General features: G+C 39.9%; 17 protein-coding genes and 1 tRNA gene. 11 read left to right on the forward strand and 7 right to left on the reverse strand.

The window, feature by feature from the left end; translation table 11 throughout:
- The 10 genes from sdaAB to IB67_RS09905 all read left to right on the forward strand — a co-directional run bounded on the left by sdaAB (window position 1) and on the right by IB67_RS09905 (window position 9,045).
- Entirely contained in the window at window positions 1-663 is a 663-nt protein-coding gene (sdaAB, locus tag IB67_RS09860; RefSeq protein WP_072760273.1) for an L-serine ammonia-lyase, iron-sulfur-dependent subunit beta, read from the forward strand.
- Window positions 660-1,526 carry an L-serine ammonia-lyase, iron-sulfur-dependent, subunit alpha gene (gene sdaAA, locus IB67_RS09865; RefSeq protein WP_072760275.1) on the forward strand — a complete coding sequence of 289 codons (867 nt, stop codon included), beginning with the start codon at window positions 660-662 and terminating at the stop codon, window positions 1,524-1,526. Before sdaAB ends, sdaAA begins: the two co-directional genes overlap by 4 nt.
- A gap of 120 nt (window positions 1,527-1,646) precedes the next feature.
- Window positions 1,647-3,299: a urocanate hydratase gene (gene hutU, locus IB67_RS09870; protein WP_072760277.1), complete on the forward strand. Its 1,653-nt coding sequence runs from the start codon at window positions 1,647-1,649 to the stop codon at window positions 3,297-3,299.
- A gap of 22 nt (window positions 3,300-3,321) precedes the next feature.
- Window positions 3,322-4,137 carry a DUF4895 domain-containing protein gene (locus tag IB67_RS09875; protein WP_072760279.1) on the forward strand — a complete coding sequence of 272 codons (816 nt, stop codon included), beginning with the start codon at window positions 3,322-3,324 and terminating at the stop codon, window positions 4,135-4,137.
- An 81-nt stretch (window positions 4,138-4,218) separates the two neighbouring features.
- Window positions 4,219-4,980 (forward strand): TPM domain-containing protein, encoded by a 762-nt coding sequence (locus IB67_RS09880; RefSeq protein WP_498875296.1) that lies wholly within the window; start codon window positions 4,219-4,221, stop codon window positions 4,978-4,980.
- Window positions 4,981-5,221: 241 nt separating this feature from the next.
- The gene (locus tag IB67_RS09885; RefSeq protein ID WP_498875515.1) at window positions 5,222-5,494 is read left to right on the forward strand and encodes an IS200/IS605 family accessory protein TnpB-related protein; all 273 of its coding nucleotides are present in this window, start codon (window positions 5,222-5,224) and stop codon (window positions 5,492-5,494) included.
- Between the two features lie 254 nt (window positions 5,495-5,748).
- Window positions 5,749-6,735, forward strand: coding sequence for a lysylphosphatidylglycerol synthase transmembrane domain-containing protein (locus tag IB67_RS09890; RefSeq protein ID WP_498875297.1), 987 nt, complete (start codon window positions 5,749-5,751; stop codon window positions 6,733-6,735).
- Window positions 6,725-6,901, forward strand: a complete 177-nt coding sequence (locus IB67_RS09895; protein ID WP_498875298.1) for a hypothetical protein — start codon at window positions 6,725-6,727, stop codon at window positions 6,899-6,901. Before IB67_RS09890 ends, IB67_RS09895 begins: the two co-directional genes overlap by 11 nt.
- 138 nt (window positions 6,902-7,039) lie before the next feature.
- Window positions 7,040-8,023, forward strand: coding sequence for a hypothetical protein (locus tag IB67_RS09900; protein WP_498875299.1), 984 nt, complete (start codon window positions 7,040-7,042; stop codon window positions 8,021-8,023).
- Window positions 8,023-9,045 (forward strand): glycosyltransferase family 2 protein, encoded by a 1,023-nt coding sequence (locus tag IB67_RS09905; protein ID WP_498875300.1) that lies wholly within the window; start codon window positions 8,023-8,025, stop codon window positions 9,043-9,045. Before IB67_RS09900 ends, IB67_RS09905 begins: the two co-directional genes overlap by 1 nt.
- A gap of 963 nt (window positions 9,046-10,008) precedes the next feature.
- Here IB67_RS09905 and rfbD read toward each other — a convergent pair.
- From rfbD to IB67_RS09930, 5 genes are read right to left on the reverse strand one after another with little or no spacing between them, the layout of a single operon-like run.
- Window positions 10,009-10,857: a dTDP-4-dehydrorhamnose reductase gene (rfbD, locus tag IB67_RS09910; RefSeq protein ID WP_498875301.1), complete on the reverse strand. Its 849-nt coding sequence runs from the start codon at window positions 10,855-10,857 to the stop codon at window positions 10,009-10,011.
- 4 nt (window positions 10,858-10,861) lie between these two features.
- Entirely contained in the window at window positions 10,862-11,884 is a 1,023-nt protein-coding gene (rfbB, locus tag IB67_RS09915) for a dTDP-glucose 4,6-dehydratase (RefSeq protein WP_498875302.1), read from the reverse strand.
- On the reverse strand, window positions 11,881-12,447 hold the full coding sequence (rfbC, locus tag IB67_RS09920) for a dTDP-4-dehydrorhamnose 3,5-epimerase (protein ID WP_498875303.1): 567 nt from the start codon (window positions 12,445-12,447) through the stop codon (window positions 11,881-11,883). Before rfbC ends, rfbB begins: the two co-directional genes overlap by 4 nt.
- 4 nt (window positions 12,448-12,451) lie before the next feature.
- Window positions 12,452-13,339: a glucose-1-phosphate thymidylyltransferase RfbA gene (gene rfbA, locus IB67_RS09925; RefSeq protein ID WP_498875304.1), complete on the reverse strand. Its 888-nt coding sequence runs from the start codon at window positions 13,337-13,339 to the stop codon at window positions 12,452-12,454.
- The gene (locus IB67_RS09930) at window positions 13,269-14,309 is read right to left on the reverse strand and encodes a glycosyltransferase (RefSeq protein ID WP_498875305.1); all 1,041 of its coding nucleotides are present in this window, start codon (window positions 14,307-14,309) and stop codon (window positions 13,269-13,271) included. Before IB67_RS09930 ends, rfbA begins: the two co-directional genes overlap by 71 nt.
- A 245-nt stretch (window positions 14,310-14,554) precedes the next feature.
- On the opposite strand from IB67_RS09930, the gene IB67_RS09935 reads away from it, so the two are divergent.
- Window positions 14,555-14,628: transfer RNA gene (locus IB67_RS09935), tRNA-Gln, on the forward strand.
- A gap of 34 nt (window positions 14,629-14,662) precedes the next feature.
- Here the strand turns inward: IB67_RS09935 and hisS are convergent.
- Both hisS and IB67_RS09945 read right to left on the reverse strand, forming a co-directional pair.
- Window positions 14,663-15,928, reverse strand: a complete 1,266-nt coding sequence (gene hisS, locus IB67_RS09940) for a histidine--tRNA ligase (protein WP_498875306.1) — start codon at window positions 15,926-15,928, stop codon at window positions 14,663-14,665.
- Window positions 15,913-16,626 (reverse strand): tetratricopeptide repeat protein, encoded by a 714-nt coding sequence (locus tag IB67_RS09945; RefSeq protein ID WP_072760287.1) that lies wholly within the window; start codon window positions 16,624-16,626, stop codon window positions 15,913-15,915. The genes hisS and IB67_RS09945 overlap by 16 nt, the downstream gene beginning before the upstream one ends.
- Window positions 16,627-16,637 lie beyond the last annotated feature (11 nt).

Below are 16,637 nucleotides of genomic sequence, written 5' to 3' on the forward strand. Positions count from 1 at the left end.
ATGGGATTGATAGAAGTTTCTGGACCGGTTATGACAGGTCCTTCGAGTTCACATACACTTGGTGCACTCAAGATCGCCCGATTTGTTTACAAGCTCATGGGAATTCCTGATAGCGTTGTATTTACACTCCACGGTTCGTTCGCACTAACGTACAAAGGTCACGGAACAGATAGAGCATTACTCGCAGGAATAATGGGACTAAAACCAGATGACCCGAAAGTGAAGGATGCGTATAAAATCGCCGAAGAAAATGGTCTGAAATTCGAATTCGAATTCGCAGACTTAGGTGACGTCCATCCAAATACAGTGCTTATCAAAGCTAAAAAGGGCGAAATCTACAATGAAGTTGAGGGCTCATCAATCGGTGGAGGAGCTATAAGGATTACGAAGATCAATGATGTTGACTGCTCCTTAGAAGGCAATTTACCTGCGCTTGTTGTTGTTAACAAAGACAGGCCCGGTGCGTTGAAATCTATCCTTGATTGTCTCGATGTGAATATTGCCAACGTTTATCTGCGAAGAGTTAATGCCCTTCAAGGAATCGCACTGACTATTATAGAACTCGACGAGAATCCGAAAGAGGAAACCGTTGAATGTTTAAGAGGACTGAAATGTGCATTGGAAGTGTATCAAGTTAAACTCGAAGAAGGTGAATGGGTGTGAAATATTCAGAACTCATAGAAATATGGAAAAATACGAATCTCGAATTCAGCGAGGTTATATTAGCTCAAGAAATGTTGGATACCGGCAGAGATCCGGTTAGGGTTAAGCATAACTTGAAGGCATTGCTTACTGTCATGTTAGAAGAATCTGAGCGAAATTATGGAAAAAGCTTTGAGACGTTAACTGGACTCACTGGAAACAATGGCCAAAAATTATCATTTCATACACCCCAAATGCTGAGCGAGTTCAGCCACGTTGCAACGGTTGTCGCAATTTCGATGGGCGAATCCAACGCATCTATGGGCAGAATAGTCGCTTGTCCAACAGCTGGTTCATGCGGTGTAGTCCCGGGTGCTTTGTACGCACTTTATAAAGTCAAAAAAGCTGATTTTGATTCATTACTAAAAGCTTTTATCGTCGGTTCTGGCGTGGGAAATGTGGTGGCAAAGCGAGCCACTCTATCCGGTGCAGCGGGTGGATGTCAGGCTGAGATAGGGACTGCAACAGCAATGGCTTCTGCTATGCTCACGTATTATTTTTCCCAAGACCCGATAAAGGTAGGAAATGCATCTTCGCTTGCTTTAAAAGCGTTGATGGGATTAGTTTGCGACCCGGTTGGAGGATTCGTTGAAGTTCCTTGCGTCAAGAGAAACGGTAATGCGGTAAACGTTGCAATTGCTTCTTCTGAAATGGCGCTTGCAGGGATTGAGAGCGTGATACCATTTGATGAAGTTGTGGAAGCGATGTACAACGTTGGAAAGTCGCTTCCTGAGTCATTGAGAGAAACCGGGCTTGGCGGCATTGCGGCGACAAAAACGGCGCAGGAAATAGTTGAGAATATACGAAATAAGTGGAATACTTAAGTATGCTTTTTTGATGTCGTACTTTTTCTTTTATCTTATCTTTTGAGCGGTTTGAGAATTTTTCAGTCTTTATATAGAATAGATTATGATGAGTCATATATTCAGAGGGGGTTGAACCGTATGGCAGAAGTTATTAGAGCTCCAAGGGGAACAACGCTGACGTGTAAATCATGGCTAACCGAAGCAGCAATGCGCATGCTTATGAATAACCTCGACCCGGAAGTTGCGAGAGACCCTGCCAATCTCATAGTATACGGTGGAAAGGGTAAGGCTGCAAGGAACTGGGAAAGCTTTTACAAAATAGTTGAAGTCCTTAAAGAACTTGAAGATGACGAGACATTGATAGTCCAGAGCGGTAAACCGGTTGCTGTTTGGAAGACGCATGAATGGGCTCCGAGAGTGCTCATTGCAAATTCAAACCTCGTACCGAAATGGGCAACTTGGGAATACTTCAACGAACTTGAAGCACGCGGACTCATAATGTACGGTCAGATGACCGCAGGTAGCTGGATATACATAGGCACGCAGGGAATTTTGCAGGGGACATATGAAACATTCTACGCAGTTGCGAAGAAATATTTTGGCGGAACGCTAAAAGGAAAACTCGTATTGACGGCAGGTCTTGGCGAAATGGGCGGAGCCCAGCCACTTGCAGTCACCATGAACGATGGCGTTGTTATCGCCGTTGAAGTCGACAAGAGGATGATTGACAGAAGGCTTAACACAGGATATCTCGATACGTGGACAGATAGTCTTGATGAAGCGATAAGAATGGCGAAAGAAGCGATGAAAGAAGGCAAGCCGCTGTCGATAGGACTTTTAGCAAACGCTGCAGATGTGCATCCGGAACTCGTCAGAAGAGGCATAATTCCTGATGTAGTAACGGACCAAACAGCCGCTCATGACCCGTTGAACGGATACGTGCCAGCAGGCATATCGTTTGATGAAGCGCTCAAATTGAGGAAAGAGAATCCGCAAAAATATCTTGAAATGGTTTACGACAGTGTTGTAAAACATGTGAGTGCCATTTTGGAAATGAAAAAACAAGGTGCAAAAGTATTCGAATATGGAAACAACATCCGCAGACTTGCGCAAGACCACGGCGTGAAAGATGCATTCGATATCCCGGGTTACATGCCTGAATACATAAGGGACCTTTTCTGCGAAGGTAAAGGACCGTTCAGATGGGCAGCGCTTTCGGGTAATCCAGAGGATATATACAAGACAGACCAGAAAGTGATTGAACTCTTCGGCGAAGATGAGCACCTGAGAAAATGGATAGAGATGGCGCAGAAAAAAGTGAAATGGCAAGGATTGCCAGCCAGAATCTGCTGGCTTGGTCAAGGTCAGAGAGCCGAGATGGGACTTGCGATGAATGAAATGGTGAAGAAAGGCGAACTTGAAGCGCCGATAGTAATTGGACGCGACCACCACGACACAGGTTCTGTTGCAAGCCCGTATCGAGAAACAGAAGCGATGAAGGATGGAAGCGATGCTATCGCAGACTGGCCCATCCTCAATGCGATGCTCAACGTTGCAAGTGGTGCAACATGGGTTTCGTTCCACCACGGTGGTGGTGTCGGAATTGGATACTCGCTCCATGCTGGTGTTGTTATCGTTGCCGACGGAACTGACTTGTCGAAGAAGAAACTCGAAAGAGTCTTAACAAACGACGTTGGAATGGGCGTTGTGAGGCACGCAGACGCTGGGTATGAAATAGCGATAAACACAGCCAAAAAGCATGGCATAAGGATGCCGATGCTTGATAAGTAAGATAAAATTAGGAGATGATTGAGTGTACGTCGGACCGAGTAAGTACGAATATATAAAGGATATAGAGTTTGATACAAGTGAGCTCATACAATTTTTGGAGAGCAAAAAAGAGCGATTGGATGTTTACCACCGCCATGTGGCGGTGGTAACTTGTCATATAAATGAACTCACTTCCGAAGCTGAGCAAAATAGCAAATTCCCATTCTACCTTAGTTTCATAGTTACGACGTCAAACGAAAAAATCGTCGGTATATCCATTTCACCACCCATGTCTCGTACACCAGCGATTTACAAATTAAACGAATTCAAAACGAAAGAACATTTCGAGCAGAAATTCATTGAAATATCTGGTTTAAAAGAGCAACCGACGTGTCAGTGCGGGATATTGAAACTGCCGTTAAAAACGAGATTTGTAGCCATATCCGGAAACGAAGAATTTCTAAAAAAGGAACTATTCAGCGAAAAGGTGATGGGAGTTGAATCGCTCTCGTTTTCGAACAAGGTCGATGACAAAATTTTAGAGCTCCTTGAAAGATACAGGAGCGGTTGGTACAAAATCTGCAGAACGGCTATAACCGACGACGGGATAAATTTCTTTGTAATAGACAAAAAACTTCCTGATGAGTTCAAACCTTTATTCTCAGAGGTTATTGCACTATTGAGGAAAAAGTACAATTTCCAACCGGCGAAATACTTTCCAATTACTGAAAAAGTATTGGGATCATTCAATGCAGAATTGAGCCTGCTTTTTTCACAAGAACCTTTTACACAGGTCGACAAATTGCTTTCAGATTATGAAAAGATCAAGAAGGACTTGATGAAGTACTTTAGTGAATGAAAACGAATTGAAAAGCGAATGCATTTTGTTGATTTTAATGGTAAAATACTTTATATACTGAAGAATATTGGAGATGATAATTTGAAGCCAAGAGGTTTGTTTCTCTCATTTGTTTTATTATTTTCACTGTTTTCTACGCTATTCGCTGTTAATTTTCCAACACCCACGCCGTACAAATACATAAACGACTATGTTGGCGTAGTTAATGAAGAATACGCGAAGAACATAGTCTCGATAGGCAAGGAACTAGAAGAAAAAACAACAGCGCAGATTGCTGTGGTTATTATTGACACATTACAAGGGCTTACCGTCGAAGATTACGCAGTTGAACTTTTCAGAAGATGGGGAATTGGTCAGAAAGGGAAAGACAACGGAGTACTGCTGTTAGTAGCGATAAAAGACAGAGAGATGCGCATAGAAGTAGGGTACGGACTTGAAGGAGCTATTCCCGACGGAAAAGCTGGTCGAATACGAGATGAATACATAATTCCTTACTTCAAAGAAGAAGATTATTCGAAAGGTGTATACTATGGATACTTAGCGCTTGCAAAAGAAGTGGCAAAAGAATATAATGTTGAACTCACATTCGATGTGGATGCGGAACTGCCGGAACAAGACGAAGTTCCAGATATCGGAGAGATAATATTTATAATCATTATGATTTTCATAGTGCTTTCCATCTTTTCAGGCAGAGGTTATATACGTTACGGAGGACCGAGGGGACCTCTCGGACCTGGTGGGTTTGGAGGTTTTGGAGGCTTTGGCGGAGGTTCTGGAAGAAGCTCTGGTGGCGGATTTGGTGGCGGACGCAGCGGCGGTGGTGGTGCAAGTGGGAAGTGGTGATTTGAACTGATTTAATCTAAATCGCTGGGAGGTTTAAGAAACAATTATGCCTAAAGAACAGAAACTGAACATACTTCTCTTTGAAGATGTTGTTATTTTTTCGTAACGCATGCTGGTACAAAGAAAGTACGCCCCTCTAGGCGAGCATAGTGAATGGCTATAATATTGATGGTGTATAATACCTTTGAAGTAATTCATGTGGCAAAGTTAAGAGATATATACTACAAAGACAAGCAACCAAATAAAAAGCACCACATACAAAATCACGAGTCATTTCATAGGCACATGTCTTAATAGAAACATTAGAACCAGTGTATTTGGCAAGCTAACTAACATACGTAAGAATGCAGAAGGCAAAGATAAGCAGAAAATTACCAATGGCAGTTTAGCAAACGAGATGCTTGAGTACAGAGCGCGGTCGTTTGGTATCTCAGTTATCAAAACCTCGAAAGCCTATACAAGTAAGCCGTGTCCATTTTGTGGTACACAAAATAAGCCGAAACATAGAATATGAACACCACAGTGACAGAGTGGGAATGATTAGTATTTAGAAAAGGCGTCTTCGCTAATTTGATCCACGCCGTAGGTATGAGGTACAAAGCGCACCTGCGTGTTCATGGGCTTAACATGAGCCCATGAAAGGTAGTCATGAGCTACTAAGAATCCTATCCATTCAAGGGATTAGGAGTGAGGCAAAAGAATTAACGAACATATAAACTGATTGGTCATTTTGCATTAGGGGGAATTTGACTGAGCTTCAAAGCAATATTGCGAAATGTCATAATATCTGTAATAATTGGCCTTGCAATCGTCAATATTGTAGGGCTTTTCTTTGCAGAACAAGATCCAATAGCAGCGCTAAGATTCTTTCCATTAGGAGGATTTGTAATTCTTGTATTGATACTTGCGCTGGATTACTTCCTGAATGCTCTCAGAATAATGCTATTTGTTAGATTTATGGGATACAGATTATCTTTTTGGAAAAGCCTTGAGAACTTCTTTTTTACGGCGTTTTTTTCATTTGTAACCCCGATGACTATTGGCGGCCAACCTTTTCAAATTTATCACCTGACAAAAAACGGAGTCCCTTCACATGTTGCGACAAATATATCAGTGTTCAGAATGTTTGAGGGAGTTATTATTGTTTCTATAGTTGATTTGATATTCCTAAAAGATGTAATTAATATACTTAGAGGTACTGTTGGTCTAAGTGTAATAATCTTTGGATTTCTGATTACTGTGGGACTCAGTGTTGCTGGATTCATCGCTTTTGTTAATAAGGAGTTGCTTTACACGATTTTTAAATTCTTCTTGAGACTTACAAAATCTGAAAAGATACAAGAAAAAGAAATGAAAGCTCTTACGTGGTTTGAAAAAATGAGCACGTCAACAAAATCGCTCTTAATGAATAGATACTGGGTTATCCTTTTTGATATGGTTACAGGAATGCTGTTGAGCATAACGCCAGCAATATTACTTAAGATTTCTATAGAGTGTGTCAGCAATACTGCAGTACAGCTTACAACGATTTGGGGTATTATATCGATGCTAAATACCATTGTTTACTATGTTCCAACCCCGGGCTCAAGTGGTGGAGTGGAAGGTTTCTACCAGATGGTATTCTCACATATTTATGGTGCAAAGCCAACAATGACAGGTATCTTCGTATTTAGACTTGTAACCTACTACTTGATAATATTTATTGGTTTATTCTTGATGATACGTTTTAAGGAGAACATTGAAGGTGCTGAGTGAGAAGCAAAACATTCCACTTTCAAAAGAACTATGGAAAGAATACAACGTTGAATACGAATTTGATGTGGACGTAAAACTACCAGAGGAAGATATAATTCCGAACGTTGAAGAAAGCAGTATTTATAATCGATATGATTTTGATAGTTGTATCCATCTTCTATGGTAGAGTATAGATACATTGTAGCGGACCGAAGGAGCTCTCGGCTCAGGAGGTCTTGAACGAGTTCTGACGGTGGATACAGCAGTGTGGCGGAGCAAATGAAAAGTTCTGGAACAGAGCTATTAGGAGGTTTAGAAGATAGTTATGCCCAAAGAACGAAAACTAAACATACTAGTTTTAGAAGGTATTGCAATATTTTTTGTAATGCTCGTACATACTGGGGTACCATACTACATGTTTTCATTCTTCAGCTATGGTTTGAGTTCTTTAGCATTTGCGAGAGGATACCAATGGAAAGATAGAGGGTTTAAAGAATTAATTAGGTCAAGAGTTCTTCTCGTGCAAGCATACTACGTAGCCGGGTTTGTTAACACCTTGATATATTTAATTTTGGCACCGCAAAATGTTTTGCAATATCCTAAGTATGTGTACATTACTAACTATCTTATTGGGAGAATGGACAAACTTGATCAAGTAGCAATTAATGCAGTTCCATTATGGTTCTTTCTGATGCTATTCTTATCAGAAGTTATGTACTATTTTGTGAATAAGAGTAGCTTTTTGTTAGCCGCTTCTGTACTCTTAGCGATAATCTTTAGAATCATTCCTCATGAGCCGTTTATTTTCAAGATCGACTCGGCCATAGTTGCATTGCCATTTTTCTGGCTCGGAAAAATTTGGAGAAAATACGAGCTTGAAGTTAGACCTCTGGACTTCGCACTTTCAATTCTTGCATTGATTTTGATTAGCCAAACAAATGGAGACATATCGTGGAACAACCAATGGTTTGGAAAGAGCGGATTTATTGCCTTGCTGGGGGAGATAGTGGCGGTATTCGTAGTCATATATCTTTCAGAGATGGTGAAAGCTATAAGCTTAGACAAATTTTTCTACAAGTTGGCTTTCAATGCGTTGTTTGTAATTGGATATCACATGCTCTTAGGGAGCTTGCTCTACGTAATTTTGAATTTATTTGGAATAGTTATATCCGATGTTATGTCACTTTTAAACAAGATCTGGTATATTTACTTTGCATTTGATTTAATAATAGTGTATTTAGCAATAAGATATCTTCCAACAAAAGTTAAATCGCTGCTGATTGGCGACTTTAGGAGGTTGTCAAAATAATGGGGAAACAAGAACTCGTATCAGTGATAATACCTGCGTACAACTTGGAAAAGTATATCGAAAGGTCTCTGAAAAGCGTTTTAGAGCAGACGTATGAGAATATAGAGATTATAGTTGTCAACGACGGTTCAAAAGACAAAACTGCACAAGTTGCAGAGAAGATACTCAAAAATGCTGGGAAGCCTTACAAAATAATCAACCAAGAGAACCAAGGTGTGAGTATTGCAAGGAACGTTGGACTTTCAGTTGCACAAGGCAAGTACATTAAATTCTTAGATGGTGATGATACACTTTTCCCTTGGACGATCGAAGAGCTTGTGAGAGTGATGGAAGAAAATAACTGTGAAATGATATTTGGCGGACAGGATTTGGCTAATCTCTCAGGAAAGATAATGTATAGGCACGATGAAACGTACCGGTATCATGAAGGGATTCATAAATCTGTAGAAGTGCTAAAGAGCTTTCTTTTACATGAGACACATATCAGCTTAAACGCAGCGCTATTCTTAAAAGAAGTAATTGACAATTATTCAATTAAATTTACGCCAGGAGCCAAGTATTCAGAAGATAATGAATTTATCTGCAAGTATCTATATTACTCACGGAATGTTGGCGTCTTAAATAAAGCTGTTGCAAACTGTCTTTTTCGTCCGTCATCTGCTACGAAAACTCCAACCTTAGGAGCGTTTCATAATGTTGGGGCGATGTTAAGGCTTAAGAGGTTTTTCGAAAAGCAGAATGAAAAAGAAATAGTTGAAATTATAAGAACGCAGAGCATACCAGATGCATATGTTTGGACTATTGGAAGTCTTGCGTTTAATGGATATCCGCTTTCCAAATGGCTCAGGCTCGTGAAAATAGATTCAATCCGAAGAAATATCGTGACTTGCAAAGTTCACAATAAGGACACAAGGTTTGGGAAACAGATGAATTTCGTAATCAAACTCTTTAGATTTTCGCCCTTGCTTGTTTATATTCTCCTGAGAAGCTCTTCAAAATTATTTGGAAGAGTAAACAGATGAAAATTGGAGGGGGGCAATATTGGTAAAAAGTCCTGGGCACAATGATGTATGGTGAGAAAAGCTGAGATATTTGGTCAACGTCTAGTTAACGTAGTTAGAACCAAAAGAATTGGGATATAAATTAAGGGATGTATCAGTATGATACTGGGATCTCGGGGCTAAGTTATTTAAAAGTATAATATTCTGTTGAACATCCTGCATCTTCTTGAAATGGAGAGATAAAACCAGTGCTGTTCACGGGAAGATGTTTCAGAATATGGAAGTAATAGCTCATAAAAGATTGAAAAGTACTTAGAAATGTGAAGATATTTAAGTGGTAAACATTTCATTAATGCTGAGTTGTATATTAACTTCTATATTTGTAGAGCCAACAAAAATCTTAAACCAAATTATTGTTGACATTGGTCCTATTAGAAAGTTTTTCTATAATCTTGTGATACTAAGCTTACTGAAATGATTACCATAATTTCTGTAAAGTTTCCATCATGTCTAAACATAGGCCTTTTGTAGGTTACTGTAAATCCTCAGTTTCCTGTAGAGAAATGAATATATCAAACAGAGCATTTTTATCATAAGCATGTTGTCTTTAGTAAGATAGAACGTATATTTTTCGTTTGGTGACAGAATTGCAGAGCTTAGTCAACGCGTTCTATTCGTATGTTGAGTTACTACATCTTTAGCACCTTGTCTTTATGCATCTAACAAGGATACCTCTTAATTCATATCAATGTCTTCAAAACTGCCATCTGAGATTCTTCTCTAAATGCTTGAGTAATCTTGCATTAGAATAGAATCTATAGTGTCTTTTAAATATTCATACGGATATGTGAAAATTGTAGCCAAAGCAAGATACAATTTACTCGCCGAGTACTTTTCTTTACCGGCTTTTACCATTCTTTTTATAATTGTCTCGTATTTAACCATCGATTTATCTGGCATGGTATTTTTGATAAAATCTCCATCTTACGTTTTCAAAGTTTGACTCAAAAAACGGAATAAAGCGCTTTTCCATTTCTCAGGTTTTTCAAACCCATTCTCATCCAAACATCTTTTCGATAATCTTGAATTTTTCGGTCTTTTTGCTTTCGTTGGATACTCTTCACTCGTTATCGGAATAACCTTTACGTCCATTTCAGCAATTCTGAATATCTCCACCGCAAATTCATACCAACTGCAATATCCTTCGTTTGTGGCATGGTATATTCCGTACTTTTCTGTCTGCACCATATCCGCAAGTAACTTTGCAAGGCCTTTTGTGTACGTCGGGGAACCTACTTGGTCATTCACTACCTTTATCTCCTCCCCTTCTTTCCCAAGTCTCAACATCGTCTTTACAAAGTTATTTCCATTTTCTCCAAATACCCATGAAGTGCGAACAATGAAGTATTTTTCCAATATCTTCTTTACTTCCTCTTCACCCATGTATTTTGTGTATCCATAATAATTTATCGGATTCGGTTTGTCCCAAACTTCGTATGGCTCTTTTTTTGTCCCATCAAACACGTAATCCGTGCTTATGTACATAACATTCGTACCTATCTTACTCGAAGCCTCAGCAATATACCTTGTTCCCAAGGTATTTACAGCATAGCATAGTTCTCTTTCGTCTTCTGCCTTATCCACTGCTGTGTACGCTGCACAGTGGATTATTGCATCGGGTTTGTAGTTTTCGATGAATTCTTTCGTTGCTTTTTCGTTTGTTAAGTCAAAGTCTTTTATCGTTGCTCCGTAGCACTGTATGTTCCTTTTCTTTAGTTCATTGACAACATCGTATCCAAGCTGTCCATCTGCTCCTGTTACTAATACTTTCATTTCCCTATAACCTCTCTCCGTACATGCGTTGGTAGTAATTCATATATTCTCCATTGATTATCTCTTCCCACCAAGGTTTGTTCTCTATATACCATTTTATCGTTTCCCTCAATCCCTTGTCAAACCCTACCTTTGGCTTCCAACCAAATTCTTTCTCCATCTTTGGCATCGCTATCGCATATCTTCTGTCATGCCCAGGACGGTCTTTTACATATTTGATTAAACTCTCATCTTTTCCTAATTCTTTTAATATACTCTTCACCACATCTATGTTTGCCTGTTCATTGTTCCCACCTATATTATACACTTCACCCTCTTTTCCACGATGCAGGATTATATCTACCGCTTCGCAGTGGTCTTTTACATGTATCCAATCTCTTACGTTTCTGCCATCGCCATACACAGGAAGCGGCTTATCATTCAGTGCATTGATAATCATCAAGGGAATCAACTTTTCCGGAAATTGATACGGTCCGTAGTTGTTTGAGCATCTTGATATTGTTGCAGGTAGTTCATATGTTCTGTGGTATGCCAAGACAAGCAAGTCTGCGGATGCTTTTGAAGCTGAGTATGGTGAAGACGGCTTTATTGGGCTTTCTTCGGTGAATTTCAAATCAGGTCTGTCAAGCGGAAGGTCGCCGTATACTTCGTCTGTGGATATCTGGTGGAATCTCTTCACACTGTACTTCCTGCACGCATCTAAAAGCACCTGCGTGCCGAGTATGTTCGTTTTCAGAAAAACATCCGGATTTTCTATCGACCTATCAACATGCGACTCTGCTGCAAAGTTCACGACAATATCTGGTTTTTCTTCAGCAAATACTCTCTCAACAAGCTCTCTATCACATATGTCGCCCTTGATGAACCTAAAATTATCGTTGTGAATAATCTTGTCCAAATTCTTCAAGTTGCCCGCATATGTCAGCTTGTCGATACAAACTATCCTGTAATCAGGATGATTTTCTGCCATATGATAAATAAAATTCGTTCCGATAAACCCTGCTCCACCTGTAACAAGTATCGTCATCTGTTATCACCCTCATACACAAAATTGCAGTCGCTATCTTTCAAATACGGTGCATTCCTGTCCTTTTCTGAAAGAATTGGCTCTTTCGTAGGCCAGTCTATGTTCAATTCCGGGTCGTCCCATCTGATACTCCTGTCGTGTTCTTTGGAATAATACTCACCCACCTTGTATTGTACCTCAACATCATCAGTCAAAGTGAGGAATGCATGACCAAAGCCTTTTGGAATGAAGAGCATTTTTTTATCATCTGCACTCAGTTCTATTGCTATCCATTTTTTGTACGTTGGTGAGCCTCTTCTTAAATCAACGGCAATGTCTAATATCTTTCCTCTCGTGCACCTTACAAGCTTTGACTGAGCCATCGGATTGTTTTGAAAGTGAATTCCGCGAAGAGTGTATTTGTGCTTTGAATACGAATGGTTGTCCTGAACAAACTCGACATCTATTCCAAGCTCTTTGAAGACTTTTCGAGAATATGTTTCCATGAACCAGCCACGTTCATCTCCAAAGACTTTTGGTTCTATTATGTATACTCCCGGTAATTCTGTTTCAATCAATTTCATCTCTTTACCCCCGATAGATTATCTTGCCTTCTGCCACTTTCTTCAAGTGCTGTCCATATGGTGAGTTACCATATCGCTTTGCACTTTCCAATAACTGTTCTTTCGTTATCCATCCATTTCTGTATGCTATTTCCTCAGGCGATGATATGACTATATTTTGCCTTTTTTGAACTATCTTTATAAACTCACTCGATTCACTTAGAGCATCAGGCGTTCCTGCATCAAGCCATGCAAAGCCCCTGCCAAGTATCTTTACAGTAAGCAAGCCTTTCTCAAGGTATAACTTATTCAAGTCAGTGATTTCCAGTTCATTTCTCCAGCTTGGTTTTAGTGTCTTGGCAAGTTCTGACACACCTGATGGATAGAAGTAGAGACCGACAACAGCATAGTTTGACTTCGGATGTTTTGGCTTCTCCTCTATCGAAATAGCATTGCCATTTTCGTCAAATTCAATAACTCCAAATCTCTCAGGGTCTTCTACGTAATACGCGAAAACCGTCGCTTTTTCCGTATTCTCGTTCGCTTCCCTCAGGAACTTCGTAAACTCATGTCCAAAAAAGATATTGTCACCGAGCACAAGCGCTGATGGATTATCACCGATGAATTCTTCTCCGATTATGAACGCTTCAGAAATGCCTCTTGGTTCAGCTTGCTCTGCGTACTCCAAATGTATGCCAAACTGACTACCGTCACCTAACAACCTTTGAAAATGTGGAAGGTCGCTGGGCGAAGAGATAATCAGAATATCCCTTATCCCTGCGAGCATAAGGGTGCTTAGTGAGTAATAAATCATTGGTTTATCGTATACTGGAAGCAAGTGTTTATTCATTACCAGAGTCATTGGATAAAGCCTTGTTCCTGATCCTCCGGCCAAAATAATACCTTTGCGCATGGGATATCACCTCTCGAAATTTAACTGCAACTGGTAAGAGAATTGGAAATGTAATGGCGACCAGTCCGTTCAAATAAGACATACCGATATTTGCGAGGAACAATTTTATTGGCCCATATTTTTTATACTCCTTAAGATAGTAGAGATTTGCCTCTTTCATGATTTTCAGTCTCTTCCTGTGATTAAAAAGGGTGCTAGTGCTAGCTTCGTGCAAATGTTTAACATAAACTTTGTCAGTATATGCCACCTTATAACCCTTTCTGAATAACTTTGATGACAATATCAACTCCTCAGCGTAGAGGAATGTTTTCTCATCAAACCAACCAACCTCCTCCATCGCGTTCAGATTTAAAAGCATATAACACCCCGATATCCAATAAGGATAATATACTCCATGTTTAGAAATAACATACTTGCGCCTGACAAATCTAATCAATTCTACAGGCCATAGTAACGGGAACAATATTGGCAAAAAGAACAAAAGATATAGATTGTAATCTTCAAATGGGCCTTGGCTTCCAAGTTTGGCAACAATTTTTGGACCGATAACGGCTATTCTTTGATCCTTATTCTTGTTAACTACGCAAAGAAGCTTCTCAAATACTGGCGTTTCGATAATGATGTCATTGTTCATGACCACTGCCCATTCATAACCGAGCTTTTTGGCAAGCTTTAACCCAAGATTATTACCCTTTGCATATCCATAGTTTTCATTTGCTAAAAGTAAAATACGTGAATGTTGCCCATTTTCTATCAAATTGACTTTGTCGTTTTCACGAATAATTTCCTCACCGATTACAACCCAGCCATTCTTCTTGGCGTATTCGACTAGCTTATCCCTTTCATCTTCACGCGAACCGTTATCTACAATTATAACACCATATAGGCCTGGTTCTCTCAATAACAGGTTTTCAACTGCAGTTATTGTCAGAGCTGCTCTGTTCCAGTTCAGTATTACAAAAGTCGTCAATTAATCATCACCTCTTTCAATGTTGAGTTTAAAGACTAAATCACTCTTATCACTATGGCTGACTAAAAGAGAACCATTTCCTGAACAATATTTCACCTGAATTTCAAGAAAGAAATAAAAAGGAATCTCTTTGATGCGGTATTTACGATTATACGAATGGTGCATACTACAAACATGTTGTTTTTCCTGCAAAGTGTTGACAGCTTTTTTGTTAAATGATAAAATATATCTTGCCTTACGGCTCTTGGGAGGTCGTCTAATGGCAGGACTGCGGACTCTGGATCCGCCAGTGGAGGTTCGAATCCTCCCCTCCCAGCCAACTTAAGAAAGCCCCTTTTTGGGGCTTTTTATTTTTATCTCATGTCATCCAACATATCTTTTATTCCACTTGCCACAAAGTTTATTTCGAATTCAAATTGTTCGCCTGTCTCCATGTTCTTTATCATCACAACATTTTTCTCAATTTCGTTCTCACCGATTATTACGCACAATTTTGCGCCCGTTCTTGCTGCGTTCTTTAATTGTGCACCTAATCCTCTTTCCGTTATTTCTAAATTCACCGCTATTCCTTCGTCTCTGAGCTGCTGAGCCAATCTAAATGCAACATTTCGCACTTCGCTTCCGCCAAAGTGTGCGATGTATACCTCGTTTATTCTCATATCCTCAACTTCCACATTCTCAGCCTTTATCGCAAGGACTAACCTTTCCATACCCGCGGCAAAACCGAGCGCAGGAACATCTTTTCCTCCGATTTCCTTTATCAACCCATCATACCTTCCGCCACCTGCGATTGCGCTCATCGCACCGAGTTTGTGGTGGTGGACTTCAAATACTGTCCTGTTGTAGTAATCGAGCCCTCTAACAAGCCTCGGGTCCTCGATGTATTTTATCCCAGCAGTGTCAAGCAGTTCTTTCAACTCTTCGTAGTGCTTACGTGCATTTTCGCCCATGTAATCGATAAGCTTTGGAGCATTCTTTGCATACTCTACATCTACCTTACAATCCAAAAGTCTGAGAACATTTCTTTCGTATCTAACTTTACAGTCATCGCACAACTTGTCTAAATGTTGTGAATAATATTCCTTTAGGGCTTCTTTGTACCTTGCCCTGTCTTCAGTATCACCGAGAGTGTTTATATGTATCTCAAAATCTACCAGCCCAATTTCCTTTAAGAACTCATTGACAAATATTATTAACTCAGCATCTGCAAGTGGGGAAGGGCTTCCGAAAATCTCTGCACCAAACTGGTGAAATTGCCTTTGCCTACCAGATTGTGGACGTTCGTACCTAAACATCGGTCCGATGTAGAAATACTTCTGTGGGAAACCGACAGTTATTAACCCATTTTCTACAAAAGCCCTGACAACTGGTGCAGTTCCCTCGGGTCTCAACGTTATACTTCTTCCGCCCTTGTCTTCAAAAGTGTACATTTCTTTCTGAACGATGTCTGTATCTTGCCCAACACTTCTAACAAATAATTTAGTCTCTTCAAAAATCGGTGTTCTAATCTCCGTGAAACCGTACAGCAGCGACAATTTCCTCGCCTTTTCCTCTATCCAGTACCAAAACTTCATCTCCTGCCCGTACAAATCCTCTGTTCCCTTTATTTTTTGGTACACAGTTTTTCCACCTCCGAAATTCGCTTCTTCGCATCATCCTTTGCGCCTTCGTCTACAAATTTCCATTCTGGTCTTATGGGTAACTCCAATACCTTGGTGTAATACTCCAAAGCTTTGCAGTAATCCTTCTTCTTTTCAAAAAGTCTCCCGTACATATAGTAAGTGTACAAATGATTCGGATTATTCTTCAAAGACCTTCCCAAATACTCTTCAGCAAGCGCCAAATTTGGGAATAATGGAACTTCGAGATTTCTAACTCCTGCAAGAAAGAACGGTTCCCATTCGTTAGGTCCGTATTCCATAGCTTTATTCAAATTGTAGTCAATCTTGCCAACTAACGTCAGAGCGAGCAGATTATTTTTCTGAACCCTGTGAGAAAGCACGACGGCTAAGCTATAATACCCTTTCCAGTATTTCGGATTCTCTTTTATTACTCTATCAGCGATATTGTAGGCCTTTTCGGAATATTCATATCCCTTACCGCCCCAGCTGTACAATTCCGTGTAGCCAATAACCACATCGCATATCTCAGATACGCTCAATCTTTCTAAATCTAAGTTTTTGAGAAACTCATCGAGCTCCTTTGCTTGTCTGTTACCTATCATATATTGAATTTTGTAAGAAATTTCACTTTGGGCAAGAACTAAGACATTAAAGAGCACGAAACATACAAACAGAAAACTCAATAATCTTCGCATTTAAACTCCCT

Origin of the sequence: Fervidobacterium riparium (genome assembly GCF_025370035.1) — a bacterium.
Classification (GTDB): Bacteria; Thermotogota; Thermotogae; order Thermotogales; family Fervidobacteriaceae; genus Fervidobacterium; species Fervidobacterium gondwanense.

Bases quoted from the DNA above. Each gene is read 5' to 3' on its own strand.
- sdaAB (WP_072760273.1), top strand. From the start codon at position 1: ATGGGATTGATAGAAGTTTCTGGACCGGTTATGACAGGTCCTTCGAGT.
- hutU (WP_072760277.1), top strand. From the start codon at position 1,647: ATGGCAGAAGTTATTAGAGCTCCAAGGGGAACAACGCTGACGTGTAAA.
- IB67_RS09900 (WP_498875299.1), top strand. From the start codon at position 7,040: ATGCCCAAAGAACGAAAACTAAACATACTAGTTTTAGAAGGTATTGCA.
- IB67_RS09905 (WP_498875300.1), top strand. From the start codon at position 8,023: ATGGGGAAACAAGAACTCGTATCAGTGATAATACCTGCGTACAACTTG.
- rfbD (WP_498875301.1), bottom strand. From the start codon at position 10,857: ATGAAAGTATTAGTAACAGGAGCAGATGGACAGCTTGGATACGATGTT.
- rfbB (WP_498875302.1), bottom strand. From the start codon at position 11,884: ATGACGATACTTGTTACAGGTGGAGCAGGGTTTATCGGAACGAATTTT.
- rfbC (WP_498875303.1), bottom strand. From the start codon at position 12,447: ATGAAATTGATTGAAACAGAATTACCGGGAGTATACATAATAGAACCA.
- rfbA (WP_498875304.1), bottom strand. From the start codon at position 13,339: ATGCGCAAAGGTATTATTTTGGCCGGAGGATCAGGAACAAGGCTTTAT.
- IB67_RS09945 (WP_072760287.1), bottom strand. From the start codon at position 16,626: ATGCGAAGATTATTGAGTTTTCTGTTTGTATGTTTCGTGCTCTTTAAT.